Genomic DNA, 13,686 nt, shown 5'->3' with positions numbered 1-13,686 from the left:
CCTACGATGTCCGCACCCCGCTCACGCGCCGCGCTGACCGTCGGCCTGCTGGTCGGCGCCGTGACCGCGAGTTGCCTCACCGCCACGGCGTCGGCCGCCACCGGCGCCCCCGTCACCGACAGCACGTACGCCTTCACCGCCCGCCTCGACATAGGCGACGGCGGGCGGGCCTGCTCCGCCGTACTGGTCGCGCCCCAGTGGCTGGCCACCTCCGCACGGTGTTTCGCCGACACCCTCGGCTCGCCCCAAGTGTCCGCCGGCAAGCCCCAGTGGAAGACCACGGCGACCATCGGCCGCTCGGACCTGACCACCACGGCCGGTCAGGTCCGCGAGGTCGTCGAACTCGTGCCACGGGACGACCGCGACGTCGTCCTGGCCCGTCTCGCCTCACCCACCACTGGGATCACCCCCGTCGCGTTCGCCAGGACCGCCCCCGTCGCGGGTGAGGAACTGACGGTCGCGGGCTTCGGCCGGACCGGCGACGAGTGGGCGCCGACGAAACTGCACACGGCGGCCTTCGTCGTGGACTCCGTCACCGACACCACCCTCGCCCTCGACGGCAGAACCGACGCGGACGCCATCTGCGCGGGCGACGCCGGCGGGCCGGTCCTCCGGCAGAAGGACGGCAGGACCGAGCTGGTCGCGCTCGGCAGCCAGTCCTGGCAGGGCGGTTGCTGGGGAACCGATCCGGCCGAGACCCGCAACAACGCCGTCTCCCCCCGGCTCGACAACATCGCCGGCGGCAACACCCTCACCGCCGGCAGCGTCCTCAGGCCCGGGGACACCCTGACGTCCAACGCCGCCCGCCTCACGCTGCGGTCCGACGGCGACCTGGTGGTCGTCTCCCGCGCCGGCAGGACGCTGTGGTCCACCGGCACCGCGGGCCACCCCGGGGCCACGGCGCGCTTCGACGCGAACGGCAACCTCGCCGTCCTCGACACCGACGGCACCACGGTGCTGTGGGAGTCGAAGACCACCGCGCCCGGGGGCAAGGCCGTCCTCCAGGACCGCGGCAACTTCGTCATCCACGACGCCCAGGGCGTCTCCCAGTGGGCCGCCGGCACCGTCGTCCGCCACGACTACGACGGCGACGGCCGCAGCGACCTGGCCGCCTGGTACGACCACAGCGACGGCCACGACTCCCTTCAGACGCTCACGGCAGCGGCCGACGGCACCCTGGAGCAGCCCTTCCAGTCGTACTCCTCCGCCGTCGGCAGCTGGAACGCCGCGAACATGCAGTTCTCGACCGGCGACTACAACGGTGACGGCCGCGGTGACATGGCGGCCCTGTATGGCTACAGCGACGGCTCCGTGCGGCTGTTCACCGCGCTGGGCAAGGCCGACGGCGGCTTCGCGGCCCCCTTCCCGTCCTGGGACGCCAAGCCCGGCGGCTGGACCGCCCGGAACATGACGCTGCACAGCGGCGACTTCGACGGTGACGGCCGCGACGACCTCGCCGCCTGGTACGACTACGACAACGGCGACGACAGGCTGTTCACCTTCACCGCGACCCCCTCCGGCGGTTTCGACGCGGCCTTCCCGTCGTGGAGCAACACCAACGACGACTGGAACAGCGACAACCTGAAGTTCGTCGTCGGTGACTTCGACGGTGACGGCCGTGACGACCTCGGCGGCCTCTACCGCCACGCCGACGGCAGCATCAGGACCTACAGCTTCCTCGCCAACGGCACCGGCGGGTTCCAGGCCTCGATCGGCTCCTGGTCCAGCTCCACCTTCGGCGACTGGAACCGGACCCACGTCAACGCGGGCGACTTCAACGGCGACGGCCGCGACGACATCGCCGCCTGGTACGACTATGCCGACGGACACGACGCCATTCACGTCCTGACCAGCAGCACCACCTCCGACGGTCACTTCGGCACGCCCGTCCAGGCCTACACGACCGCCGCCGGCAACTTCACGTACTCCGCCATGCGCCTGGTCCCCGGCGACTACAACGGCGACGGACTCGACGACCTCGCCGCCGTCTACGGATACAGCGACGGCAAGGTGCGGGCGTTCACCTGGACCAGCAGGTCCGACGGAAAGATCAACGGAGCGGCCCCCGGCTGGGCCAGCGCGACCACCACCGGGTGGGACATCAACCGCAGCACCTTCCTGCGCAGCGCCAACTGACGCGCCGGTAGCACGCAGGTGTGGCGGACGGCGTCCTGACGCCACGTCCGACCGCCGAGGGCCCGCACTCCCGTCCCAGGGAGCTGCGGGCCCTCGCCTTCGCGCCCCCCGACGGGCACCCGTCCGCCGACACGGCGCCCGCGCCGCGGGCGGGCGGACCCACCGGCTGAACGGGTCACGGGCGCAAGGGCCGTGAAATTCCTTTCCGTTGCTTTCAAGACCCTTGCTGTAATCCTTGCGGCGACGCTACCGTCTCGCCGGGGTCGGACCCGATCGAGCCGTAAGCGCAAGGAGTTCACACCTGTGATACCGAGATCGCCGGCGCCCGGGAGGCGCCGAACAGCCGCAGCGGGACGGGCCCTTGTGCCACGGCTCGCCGCCGTCACCGTGGCCGCCCTCGCGGCCTCGCTCGTCCAGCCGCTCGCCGCGCGGGCCGACGCCCCGCCCCCGCCCCCGTCCGACGCGAAGCCGGCCGGGGCCGACGCCCGCCACGACCTCACCCGCGAGCAGTTCTACTCCGTCCTGCCGGACCGCTTCGCCAACGGCGACCCCCGCAACGACAAGGGCGGTCTGACCGGCACCCGGCTCGCGACCGGTCACGACCCCACCGACACGGGCTTCTACCAGGGCGGCGACCTCAAGGGCCTCACCGAGAAGCTCGACTACATCAAGGGCCTCGGCACCACCATCGGCGAGGACACCCCCGCCGGGACCGCGTTGCGCTACAAGGCGGGCGTCGTGGACTCGGCGGGCCGCACCGCGAGCGCCACAGCCGCTTCGACGACCGGCACCCCGCCCGTCGCACAGCCGCCCACCGCCACCTCCCGCGACCACGCGATCGTCCACTACAAGCGGAGCGACGGGAACTACGACGGCTGGGGTCTGCACGTCTGGGGCGACGCCGCGAACCCCACCGAATGGTCGAAGCCGCTGCGGCCGGTGCGGACCGACTCCTACGGCGCCGTCTTCGAGGTGCCGCTCCCCGAGGGCGCCGGCAGCCTCGGCTACGTCCTCCACAAGGGCGACGAGAAGGACCTGCCCACCGACCGGGCCCTGGACCTCAAGGCCGACGGTCACGAGGTGTGGCTGCTGAGCGGCCGGGAGGAGCACCTGCTGCCACAGCCCGCGGGCTCGGCGGCGGCCATCGACCTCACCACCTCCAAGGCGGTCTGGATCGACCGGAACACCGTCGCCTGGAACGGCTCCGAAGGCGCCGCCTCCACCCAGCTGGTCACCTCCCGCACCGGCTCGGTCAAGGCCGTGAACGGCACGCTGACCGGGGACGACGAGCGGTGGCTGCGCCTGACCCGGACCACCCTCACCGACGCCCAGAAGGCGCGGTACCCGCACTTGAAGGAGTACACCGCCTGGTCCGTCGACCCGCGCGACCGCGGCCGGGTGCGCGAGGCGCTGCGCGGCCAGGTCGTCGCCTCCCAGCGCGCGGCCGACGGCGCCGTCCTCGCGGCGACGGGCGTGCAGACCGCCGGCGCCCTGGACGACCTCTACGCGGCCGACGCCACCGAGGCCGACCTGGGCCCGGTCTTCCGCCACGGCCGGCCCGCCCTCTCCCTGTGGGCACCGACCGCGCAGGACGTGAAGCTGGAGATCGGCGACCGCACCGTCCGCATGCGGCGCGACGACGCCACCGGCGTCTGGTCCGTCACCGGCCCGAGGTCCTGGAAGGGCGAGGCCTACCGGTACGTGGTGAAGGTCTGGTCACCCAGCGCCGGCGAGGTCGTCACCAACAAGGTCACCGACCCGTACTCGCTCGCCCTGACCACCGACTCCGAGCGCAGCCTCGTCGTCGACCTGGCCGATCGGGCCCTCGCCCCGCGCGGCTGGGACGGCTACCGCAAGCCCAGGGCCGTGCCGCTCAGGGACGCCCAGATCCAGGAGCTGCACATCCGCGACTTCTCCGTCGAGGACCGCACCGCCGACCACCCGGGCACCTACCTCGCCTTCACCGACAAGGACAGCGACGGCTCCCGGCACCTGCGCGAGCTGGCGAAGGCGGGCACCTCGTACGTCCATCTCCTCCCCGCCTTCGACATCGCCACCGTCCCGGAGAAGGAGTCCGACCGGGCAAGCGTCGACTGCGACCTCGCCGCGCTCCCGGCCGACTCGGACAAGCAGCAGGAGTGCGTGGCGAAGACGGCGGCCAAGGACGCCTACAACTGGGGGTACGACCCGTACCACTACACGGTCCCCGAGGGTTCCTACGCCACCGACCCGGACGGCACCGAGCGCACGGTCGAGTTCCGGAAGATGGTCAAGGCGCTCAACGAGGACGGCCTGCGGGTCGTCATGGACGTCGTCTACAACCACACGGCCGCCAGCGGTCAGGCGGACACGTCCGTCCTCGACCGGATCGTGCCGGGCTACTACCAGCGGCTCCTCGCCGACGGCTCGGTGGCCAACAGCACCTGCTGCGCGAACACCGCCACCGAGAACGCCATGATGGGCAAGCTGGTCGTCGACTCGGTCGTCACCTGGGCCAGGGAGTACAAGGTCGACGGCTTCCGCTTCGACCTCATGGGCCACCACCCGAAGGCCAACATCCTCGCCGTCCGCGAGGCCCTGGACGCGCTGACCGTCGAGAAGGACGGGGTCGACGGCAAGAAGATCATCCTGTACGGCGAGGGCTGGAACTTCGGCGAGGTCGCCGACGACGCCCGCTTCGTGCAGGCCACCCAGAAGAACATGGCCGGCACCGGCATCGCCACCTTCTCCGACCGCGCCCGCGACGCCGTGCGCGGCGGCGGCCCCTTCGACGAGGACCCCGGCGTCCAGGGCTTCGCCTCCGGCCTGTTCACCGACCCCAACTCCTCGAAGGCCAACGGCACCGAGGCCGAGCAGCGGGCCCGGCTGCTGCACTACCAGGACCTGATCAAGGTCGGTCTCTCCGGCAACCTCGCCGGCTACACCTTCACGGACACCGACGGCAAGGAGGTCAAGGGCTCCGAGGTCGACTACAACGGCGCCCCCGCCGGATACGCCGAGGCACCCGGCGACGCCCTCGCCTACGCCGACGCCCACGACAACGAGTCCCTGTTCGACACGCTCGCCTTCAAGCTGCCCAGGGACACGTCCCCCGACGACCGGGCCCGCATGCAGGTCCTCGCCATGGCGACCGCCGCCCTCTCCCAGGGCCCGGCGCTCTCCCAGGCGGGCACCGACCTGCTGCGCTCCAAGTCGCTGGACCGCAACTCCTTCGACAGCGGCGACTGGTTCAACGCCATCCACTGGAACTGCGCCGACGGCAACGGCTTCGGCCGCGGGCTGCCCCCGGCGGCGGACAACAAGGACAAGTGGCCCTACGCCAAGCCCCTGCTGGGCACGGTGAAGACCGGCTGCCCGCAGATCACGGGCGCCTCGGCGGCCTACCGCGACCTGCTGAGGATCCGTACGAGCGAGAAGGACTTCTCCCTCGCCACCGCCGGGCAGGTGCAGTCCCGGCTCTCCTTCCCGCTCTCCGGCACGGAGGAGACCCCCGGCGTGATCACCATGCGTCTCGGTGACCTCGTCGTGGTCTTCAACGCCACGCCCGAGCGGCAGGAGCAGCGGATCGGGGCGGCGGCCGGAACCGGCTACCGGCTGCATCCGGTGCAGGCGGCGGGCGCGGACCCCGTGGTGAAGGGGTCCTCGTACACGGCGGGGACCGGCACGTTCGCCGTGCCGGGCCGTACGGTCGCCGTGTTCCAGCGGGCCGGCTGACGGACGCGGCACTGCGGTTAGGGTGAGCCCTGCTGTTCACGCAACGGGAGGGCTCATGCCGCAGATCACCGTCGACTACTCCGCCGAGCTGGCGGACGACTTCGACCGGCCCGCCTTCGCGCGGGCGCTGCACACCGCCGTCGTCGAGATCGCGGCCGCCAAGCCGCCGGCGTGCAAGACGCAGTTCCGCCGGGGGGAGGACACCACGGTCGGCCCCGACACCGACGGACACGCCGTCGTGCACGTCACCCTGGGGCTGCTCGCCGGCCGCACCGACGAGACCAAGGCCCGCCTCACCGAGGCCGTCCTGGAGCTGCTGCGGCAGTACGTCAAGCCGGGCGACGGAATCGCCCTGCACGCCTCCGCCGAGGTCCGCGACCTGGACCCGTCGTACCGGAAGTTCGAGAGTCGGTCCTAGCCCGTCGGCCCGCTACCTCGCGAGGCCGCCGAGCCGGCCGGGCAGGTCCCCGAAGGGGCCGTCGGCCGGCTCGGCGTCGAGGACCCGGCGCAGCAGGGCGCCCATCTCCTCGTCCTGGGCGGCGCTCACCGCCGTCAGCGCGGCGAAGTCGCGCACGAGCTGGGTCTCCAGCTCGGCGCGCGGGATGCGGCGCCCGTCCAGCCAGATCAGGGCCGTCGACTCGGCGAGCGAGATCCAGGAGCGGACGACCAGGTCCAGCCGCGCCGGCGGATCGGTGACGTCCAGGTGCGAAAGGATCCGGACGTAGGCGGCCTGCCGTACGGAGGCGACGAGCGCGTCGGTCGTGGCGGCCGTGCTCAGGGAACAGGCCCCGCCCGCGGCGACGGCCGGACCGCCGCGCATCAGGGCCGAGAAACCGGGGCCGTGCTCGTCGGCGAAATCGAAGTAGCGGCCCGTCATCCGCAGCAGCCGCGCACTCAGCGGACCCTCGCCGGGCTCCGTGAACCGGGCCGCGAGGTCGTCCGCGGCGTGCTTCAACGCGGCCTCGTACAGGCCGAGTTTGCCGGGGAAGTAGTGGTACACCAGCGGGCGCGAGATGCCCGCCGCCGACGCTATCTCCTCGATGGAGACCTCGTCGGGCGAGCGGTGGCCGAACAGTTCGAGAGCGACGCCGATCAACTGCCGCCGCCGCTCCTCGACACCCATTCTGCGGCGCACCCCGGTCGTCATGCGAACACCTTACCGATCGAATCCGGCCTCCGAAGGGGGCCGTACCGGCCATCGGCACGCACACGTCGGTCGTCAGCGCAGTCCGCTGATCGTCCGCCCGTCCTCCAGGGTGCCCTTCAGCTTCGCCCGCGCGCCCTGCTCGGCCTTCACCGTCAGCAGGTTCTTGTCGGCCGAGCCCGTGATACCGCCCGTCGCGCTGATCGCCTCCGTGTCACGGCCGCCGGCGGCGAGCAGGTACCAGTGCCCGCCCTTCGACTTCCACAGCACCCCGGCCAGCACCTGCGGGTCGCGCTTGCCGCACGCGGGAACGTCCTGCGCCTTCGCCGCCACCACGCCCCGGTCCCCGCCCGGCGTCCGGAACTGGGCCAGCACCCTGACCCCGTCACCCCGCCAGGTCTCGGCGCGGGTGCACACCCACGTGGCCGAACCGCTCGCGTCGGGCAGCGGCTGCGCCGCGAACTCCCAGGCGTTGACCGACCGCACGCCCTGCCCCCGCACCGCGCCCAGCGAGCAGGCGTACGGCGCCCAGGTGCGCAGCGCCTCGGCGCCGGCGGCGTCCTTCGCCGAGCCGGGGTGCCCGGTGGTCAGACGGGCCGGGACCAGCTCGCCGAGGTCCGTCATCAGGCGGGTGGCCGAGCCGTCGGTCAGTTGCAGCACGTTCCAGGACGTGCACCCTCCGGACTCCTCCTGCCCCGGCCCGGCCAGCGGCGAGGTCACGCCCCCGGACAGCGTCAGGTCCATCGTGCCGGCGCCCGGATCGGTCAGGTCACGCGCGGCGGCCTTCGTCACCCAGGGCGCCGTCAGATAGCGGATGTTGCCGTCGGCCCGGCCCAGGACCACCGCGTTCGCCTCCGCCCGGCGGGCACCGTCGGTGCGGGTGAAGTCCAGCGCGGCACCGGCCGTGCCGTCCTTCGGCTCGGCGTACCTGACGAGGCGCAGACCGTCGTGGAGGATCACCACCCGCGCGTGGTCGACGGTCCCGGCGTACAGCAGCCGGGGCGGTCCGGACGGGCCGCCGGTCGCGGTGCCCGGCGTCGCCGAGACGCTCACGGCCTTTCCGGGCCGGGCCCAGACGGCGAGGGCCCGGCGCAGCAGCGCCTTGTCGCCGGTGAGGCCACCGCGCGCCGGCCACACCGAGAAGTCGGTGCGCGCGGACGTCTTCCACGCGGAGGGGGCGACCTTGGTCAGCCGGCCGGGATCGAGGGCGGCCTGCGCCGCCGGGTTCCGCGCGTAGGGCGGGGCGGCGGCGCCGTCCGGCCCCGGGCCGTCGCCGGGCAGGCCCAGCAGCGCCCCGCACACCAGCAGGGCCGCTCCGGCGGCCAGCGCGGCCCGCGCGTGCCGCCGGCGGCGCAACAGGTCGGTCGGCCGGGCCTGCAGCGAGCAGGGGTCGAAGGCGACGGAGCCGAGCAGCGCGGGCGGGCCGGGCACCTCGTCGGCCTCACGCAGCGCGGCCTCCACGTCGGCGGCCCCGGCGTCGCCGAGCAACCGGCGTACCTCGTCGTCGGGAAGCCTCTCCAGGCCCCGCAGCACGTACGCCGCCCGGCCCGCCGCGGAGAGGGCGGCCAGCCGCTGGTCCAGGGCGAGTTCGTCGGCGCCGCCGGAGCGCGGGAAGAGCTGGAGCCCCCGCACCCGGGGCAGCAGCGGCGGCAGCTGGGACCGCTTGGGCCACGCCCGGCGCCGCAGCGGCAGGCCCGCCTCCAGCGCCGTACGGACGACCCGCAGGCGGACCAGGGCGTAGCCGGGGTCGGCGGCACCGCCGGTCGACTGGGCCGGGATCACGGGCGCCGGCGTCCGGTTGCGGGGCAGCGCGCGCTGGGCGAGGGCGTGCGCGGTCAGCACGCGCCGGCTCCGGCCGAGGCCCGGTGGCAGCACCAGGTAGGCGAGCCGGACCAGGCGCGGGTAGTGCTCGACGAGCGCGGCCTCGGCCTGCTCGACGTCGACGACCGGGTCGGCCGGGGAGGCGGAGGCCGGTGTGGGGCTCGGGGCGACATCCTGTGGCTGCACGTTCGGCAGAACGAACGAGTCGGCGGTTGGTCACTGCCGGAACGCGTTACCCCTCGGGCTCCACCAGCAGCCGTGCGTAGGCGGCCATCGACCGCCGGTACCGCGGCAGATGGGGGGCGAGCGCGCCGAGCACCAGCGACAGGCCCTCGCGGTCGCGGCCCAGGCTCGACAGGCAGAGCGCGAGCGTAGCCCGTACCGCGTCGTCCAACTCGTCCGACGGCGCGTCCAGTTCGGGTGTCAGCAGCCTGACGCCCTCCTGCGGCTCCCCGGTGTTGCGCAGGGAGCTGGAGAGCTGGATCTTCGCCCGCCGGCCCTTGTAGCCGCTGACCTCGCCCAGCCCGCGCGCCAGCGCCTCGCGGTACAGGGGCACGGCCTGGTCGGAGTGACCCGTGGAGTCCCAGGCGCAGGCCCGCTCGAACAGGCCCAGAGGGCTGTCCGCGGGCAACTCGTCGGCGAGGGCGTCGATCACCGCGCGGAAGGCGGCGGCGTCGTCTTCGGCGTAGTCGTCGAACGTCGCCCATGCGGCGCTCACACGCTCTTCCCAGTCCTGGTTCACGGCGTCACTCTCGCACGGACCCGCACGGGGAGGCACCGGCATTTCCGGGGCCCCGCTCCCGAACGCTTCGGGCGCCACCTCCCCGCGGGCGCGGACCGGCACACCGGAGGTCCGCCGCCCCATGCCGCGACAGCCCGATCCATGGGACCGGTGCGGCTCAGCGGCCGTGGTCGAGATAGGCCAGGACCGCCAGCACACGCCGGTTGTCGTCGTCCGAGACCTCGAGGCTCAGCTTGGCGAAGATGTTCGCCGTGTGCTTCGCGACCGCCCGCTCCGTGACGACGAGCTTGCCGGCGATCGCCGCGTTGGTCCGCCCCTGCGCCATCAGTTCCAGTACCTCCCGCTCCCGCGGCGTCAGCCGCTCCAGCGGCTGGTCCGCCGCCGCACGCCGGCTGAGCAACTGCTGGATGACCTGCGGATCCATGGCCGTACCGCCCGCCGCCACCCGCCGTACGGCGTCCACGAACTGCTCCGCGTCGAACACCCGGTCCTTGAGCAGGTACCCCACCCCGCCACTGCCGTCGGCCAGCAGTTCACGCGCGTACAGCTGCTCCACGTGCTGGGACAGGACCAGGACCGGCAGCCCCGGCCGGTTGCGGCGGGCCTCGAGCGCGCACTGCAGGCCCTCGTCGGTGAGCGTGGGCGGCAGGCGTACGTCGACCACGGCGACGTCCGGCTCCAGCTCGGCCAGCGCCCGGGACAGCTCCGGGCCGGTCTCGACGGCCGCCGCGATCTCGAAGTCGTGGGCCTCCAGGAGCCGGACCAGCCCGTCGCGCAGCAGGAACAGGTCTTCGGCTAGGACAACGCGCAAGGTATCTCCATGGTGACCATGGTGGGGCCGCCCGCGGGTGAGCTGACGGCCAGGACGCCGTCGAATGTACCGAGCCGGCGCTCCACCCCGGCCAGGCCCGACCCCGCTCCGATCACGGCACCGCCCTTGCCGTCGTCGGTGACGCAGACGCGCAGCCGGCCCTCGGCGTGGTGCACGTCGACCCAGACCCGGTCGGCGCCGGAGTGCTTCACCGCGTTGGTGAGGATCTCGCTGACCGCGAAGTACGCGGCCGACTCCACGGGCGCCTCCGCGCGGCCGGGCAGGTCGACGTCGACCTCGACGGGGAGGGGCAGCCGCAGCGCCAGGGCCCGTACGGCGTCACCCAGGCCCCGCTCGGCGAGCACCGGCGGGTGGATGCCGCGCACGAGCTCGCGCAGCTCGGTCAGGGCGTCGGCGGAGGACCGGCGGGCCTGCGCGAGCAGTTCCCGGGCCTTCGCCGGGTCCTTCTCCAGCAGGGTCTCGATGGTCCCCAGGTCCATGCCCATGGCGACGAGCCGGGCCTGTGCCCCGTCGTGCAGGTCCCGCTCGATGCGGCGCAGTTCGGCGGCGGAGGTGTCGACCGCGTCGCGGCGGGTCTCGGTCAGCACCCGTACCCGCTCGGCCAGTTCGCCGTCACCGGGGTCGAGCAGCGCGCCCGTCAGCCGGAAGTGGGCGAGCAGCAGGCGCGGGGCGAGCCGGACGGCGACGACGAGGAGGACGGCGCCCAGCGCGGCGGCGTAGAGCGCGGAGGTCTGGTCGGTCACCTCGACGAAGCCGTACCAGTACCCGTCGGGAAGGACCCGCCACAGCCCGGCCGCGATCGCGAAGCCCTCCAGCGGGTAGAACGGCAGCGCGAAGGCGAGCAGCGCGGTGACGAAGCCCGCCGTCATGTCGACCGGCAGCCAGCGGAAGTCCCGCCAGGTCGCCGGGTCGCCGAGCATCCCGAAGGTGCGCGCCCAGGGGTTGGCGTCCTCGGGCAGCGGCCGGTACGCCCGCGGGATCCGCACCCCGCACCACTCGGCGGCGAGCAGCCGCCGCCGGTCCGCGAAGGCCCGCACACCGGTCAGCACGTAGGGGGTGGTGACGATGCCGACCCCGATCGGGACGAGGGCGACGGACACGAGGGTCAGGCAGAAGCACAGCGCGGCGCCGGGCAGGGATATGAACGCCAGGGCGAGCCCCCGCACGGCGGACAGTGCCACGCCCCGCGTCCGTGTCGTGTGTGTGCCGCTCTTCGTCTCGATGCTCATGAGGTCAGTCTCGCGGAGGTGAGGGCGTGAAGCACTGGGCCTGGCCTCACGGTCAGGGGGTGGTGCCAGGTACACCCCGGGTCGGCTCCCGCCTCGCCCGGTCGGCTCCCGCCCCGCCCGGTCGGCTCCCGCTCCGCCCCGTCGGCTCCCGCTCCGCCCGGTCAGTTCCCGCCCTGCCCGGTCAGTTCCCGCCCTGCCCGTCCCCGCCCGGCCCGTCCTCGGCGGCCGCCAGGACCTTCGCCTCCGTCTCCGGGTCCAGCCCGACCGGTGGCCGGTCCGGGCGCCGGGGCGCCGTGCCGCCGATGTCCCGCAGCCAGGTCCAGGTGTCGTGGACGGTGTCCGCGGCCGGCCGGCAGTCCAGGCCCGTCGCCAGGGCCCGGGAGACGTCCGCGCGGTGCAGGGCGTCGTGCAGGTCGCTGTCCGGCGGGACCCACACCGGCAGCTGCGTCCAGGGCTCGATGCCGGCGCCGAGCACGGTGCCGGGGGCGGTCCAGCGCAGCTCCGCCGTGCCGCCGGTGGCGTGCGCGCAGGCCTCGAGCAGGGCGCCCATGGTGGTGTGCCCCGGGGGAGCGATCAGGTTGTACGGGCCGCTCAGCTCCTGTTCCACCGCCCCGAGGGTCCACGTGGCGAGGTCGCGGACGTCGATGTACTGCAGGGGCAGATCCCGGGGGCCCGGGGCGAGCACCGGGCCGCCGCGGGCGATCCGGTCCAGCCACCAGGGCAGCCGCCCGATGTTCTCGTACGGGCCGAGGATCAGACCGGCCCGGACGAGCACCGCGCGGTCCGCGCCGAAGGCGTCCAGGACGGCCAGCTCGGCGCCCCGCTTGTCCCGGGCGTAGTCGGTCTGCCCGGCGTCCGCCGCGGCGCCCTCGACGAGCGGGGCGTCCTCGGTGTACCCGGCCGGCGGGGCCCAGGCGTACACCGAGCAGCTCGACACGTACACGTACCGGCCGACGCGGCCGGCCAGCAGCCGCGCCGCGTCGCGCACCGCGCGGGGCGCCGCCGACCAGGTGTCGACGACGGCGTCCCACGTGCCCTCGGCCAGGGCGGTGAGGCCGTCGGGCGCGGTGCGGTCGCCGTGCAGCGTCCGCGCCCCGGGCGGCGGCGCGTGCCGGCCGCGGTGGAAGACGGTCACCTCCCAGCCGCGCCCGAGTGCCGCCTCCACCACGGCCCGTCCCACGAACTCCGTACCGCCCAGCACCAGTAGCCTCATGCGGACCACTGTGCCCGGCGCGGCGGCCGAAGGGAACGCCGGTCTGCCGACAGCAGAGGCTCAGCGCCCCGCGGGCGGCGTGTACTTGTAGCCGACGCGCCGTACGGTCTGGATCGTGTGCCGGTGCTCGGCGCCCAGCTTGCGGCGCAGCCGGGCCACGTGCACGTCGACGGTGCGGCCGTCGCCCACGTGGCCGTAGCCCCAGACCGTGGTGACCAGCTGGTCGCGGGTGTGCACCCGGTGCGGATGCCTGACGAGATGGGCGAGCAGTTCGAACTCCAGGTAGGTCAGGACGAGTTCGCGGCCGTCCACGGCGGCGGTGCGCCGCGCGGTGTCGATCCGGACGAGGGGCGCGCCCGGCCCGTCGGCGCCGTCCCCGCCCTCCTGCTCCGTGGGGTCGGGCACGGACATCGGCGGGAACGGCGGCTGCTGGTCGGCCGGGACGAGCACCAGGTAGCCGACCATCGGCGGCCGGCCCGGCAGCGGGGGCAGGGTGTGCGGGGGAGCGGGCAGCCAGGTGGCGCCCGGCGGCAGGAGGTTCGCGACGTCCACCACCTCGTCCCGGTCGACGGCACGCAGCCGGTGCCGGGGGCCGCCGGAGGCGGGGAGGCCGGGGCGGGCGGCCGGGGCGGGGGAGTCGAGGGTGACGGTGGACAGGGAACGGGTGGTCGCCATGAGACGTCAGCTCTTTCGCGCGAGAGGTTCGTCGGGAGGGGCGACGGGCGCGGGTCGAGATCGGGCGCGTCGCGGGACGTACGTCGTGCGCGCCGGGTGAAGCCGTGGTGGTGTACGGCTTCCTAGCGGGCCGGCGCGGTCGTCGCGCGGCAACACACCCGGTCGAAGTCGTCGTGCTGA

General features: G+C 74.0%; 9 protein-coding genes and 1 pseudogene. 3 read left to right on the top strand and 7 right to left on the bottom strand.

Annotated elements, in window-relative coordinates; translation table 11 throughout:
* The first annotated feature begins 6 nt into the window (after positions 1 to 6).
* The 3 genes and pseudogenes from KUM32_RS05065 (at position 7) to KUM32_RS05055 (ending at position 6,268) form a co-directional block, all read left to right on the top strand.
* Positions 7 to 2,136 (top strand): FG-GAP-like repeat-containing protein, encoded by a 2,130-nt coding sequence (locus KUM32_RS05065; RefSeq protein ID WP_217140572.1) that lies wholly within the window; start codon positions 7 to 9, stop codon positions 2,134 to 2,136.
* 684 nt (positions 2,137 to 2,820) lie between these two features.
* Positions 2,821 to 5,850, top strand: a pseudogene (pulA, locus tag KUM32_RS05060) (pullulanase-type alpha-1,6-glucosidase); the annotation flags it as partial.
* Positions 5,851 to 5,905: 55 nt separating this feature from the next.
* Positions 5,906 to 6,268 (top strand): 5-carboxymethyl-2-hydroxymuconate Delta-isomerase, encoded by a 363-nt coding sequence (locus KUM32_RS05055; RefSeq protein ID WP_217140571.1) that lies wholly within the window; start codon positions 5,906 to 5,908, stop codon positions 6,266 to 6,268.
* Between the two features lie 12 nt (positions 6,269 to 6,280).
* Here KUM32_RS05055 and KUM32_RS05050 read toward each other — a convergent pair whose 3' ends face one another.
* The 7 genes from KUM32_RS05050 to KUM32_RS05020 all read right to left on the bottom strand — a co-directional run bounded on the left by KUM32_RS05050 (position 6,281) and on the right by KUM32_RS05020 (position 13,506).
* On the bottom strand, positions 6,281 to 6,997 hold the full coding sequence (locus tag KUM32_RS05050) for a TetR/AcrR family transcriptional regulator (RefSeq protein WP_217140570.1): 717 nt from the start codon (positions 6,995 to 6,997) through the stop codon (positions 6,281 to 6,283).
* 72 nt (positions 6,998 to 7,069) lie between these two features.
* Positions 7,070 to 9,001, bottom strand: a complete 1,932-nt coding sequence (locus tag KUM32_RS05045) for a hypothetical protein (RefSeq protein WP_217140569.1) — start codon at positions 8,999 to 9,001, stop codon at positions 7,070 to 7,072.
* Between the two features lie 46 nt (positions 9,002 to 9,047).
* Complete coding sequence (locus tag KUM32_RS05040) at positions 9,048 to 9,599, bottom strand: tetratricopeptide repeat protein (protein WP_217140568.1); 552 nt, start codon at positions 9,597 to 9,599, stop codon at positions 9,048 to 9,050.
* Between the two features lie 115 nt (positions 9,600 to 9,714).
* Entirely contained in the window at positions 9,715 to 10,368 is a 654-nt protein-coding gene (locus KUM32_RS05035; RefSeq protein ID WP_217140567.1) for a response regulator transcription factor, read from the bottom strand.
* Positions 10,353 to 11,618, bottom strand: a complete 1,266-nt coding sequence (locus tag KUM32_RS05030; RefSeq protein WP_217140566.1) for a sensor domain-containing protein — start codon at positions 11,616 to 11,618, stop codon at positions 10,353 to 10,355. Before KUM32_RS05030 ends, KUM32_RS05035 begins: the two co-directional genes overlap by 16 nt.
* Before the next feature lie 181 nt (positions 11,619 to 11,799).
* On the bottom strand, positions 11,800 to 12,831 hold the full coding sequence (locus tag KUM32_RS05025) for an SDR family oxidoreductase (RefSeq protein ID WP_217140565.1): 1,032 nt from the start codon (positions 12,829 to 12,831) through the stop codon (positions 11,800 to 11,802).
* A 60-nt stretch (positions 12,832 to 12,891) separates the two neighbouring features.
* A complete protein-coding gene (locus KUM32_RS05020; protein WP_217140564.1) occupies positions 12,892 to 13,506 on the bottom strand; it encodes a winged helix-turn-helix domain-containing protein in 615 nt (204 codons plus the stop codon).
* Positions 13,507 to 13,686 lie beyond the last annotated feature (180 nt).

The sequence above is a fragment of the Streptomyces sp. AC627_RSS907 genome, from assembly GCF_019049165.1.
Note: the sequence above shows the minus strand (reverse complement) of the source record. Positions and strands in the feature narration are given on the sequence as shown.

What these genes read in the sequence shown, in the direction of transcription:
- KUM32_RS05055 (WP_217140571.1), top strand. Translation starts at nt 5,906, where the DNA reads ATGCCGCAGATCACCGTCGACTACTCCGCCGAGCTGGCGGACGACTTC.
- KUM32_RS05025 (WP_217140565.1), bottom strand. Translation starts at nt 12,831, where the DNA reads ATGAGGCTACTGGTGCTGGGCGGTACGGAGTTCGTGGGACGGGCCGTG.
- KUM32_RS05030 (WP_217140566.1), bottom strand. Translation starts at nt 11,618, where the DNA reads ATGAGCATCGAGACGAAGAGCGGCACACACACGACACGGACGCGGGGC.
- KUM32_RS05020 (WP_217140564.1), bottom strand. Translation starts at nt 13,506, where the DNA reads ATGGCGACCACCCGTTCCCTGTCCACCGTCACCCTCGACTCCCCCGCC.
- KUM32_RS05050 (WP_217140570.1), bottom strand. Translation starts at nt 6,997, where the DNA reads ATGACGACCGGGGTGCGCCGCAGAATGGGTGTCGAGGAGCGGCGGCGG.
- KUM32_RS05065 (WP_217140572.1), top strand. Translation starts at nt 7, where the DNA reads ATGTCCGCACCCCGCTCACGCGCCGCGCTGACCGTCGGCCTGCTGGTC.
- KUM32_RS05040 (WP_217140568.1), bottom strand. Translation starts at nt 9,599, where the DNA reads ATGCCGGTGCCTCCCCGTGCGGGTCCGTGCGAGAGTGACGCCGTGAAC.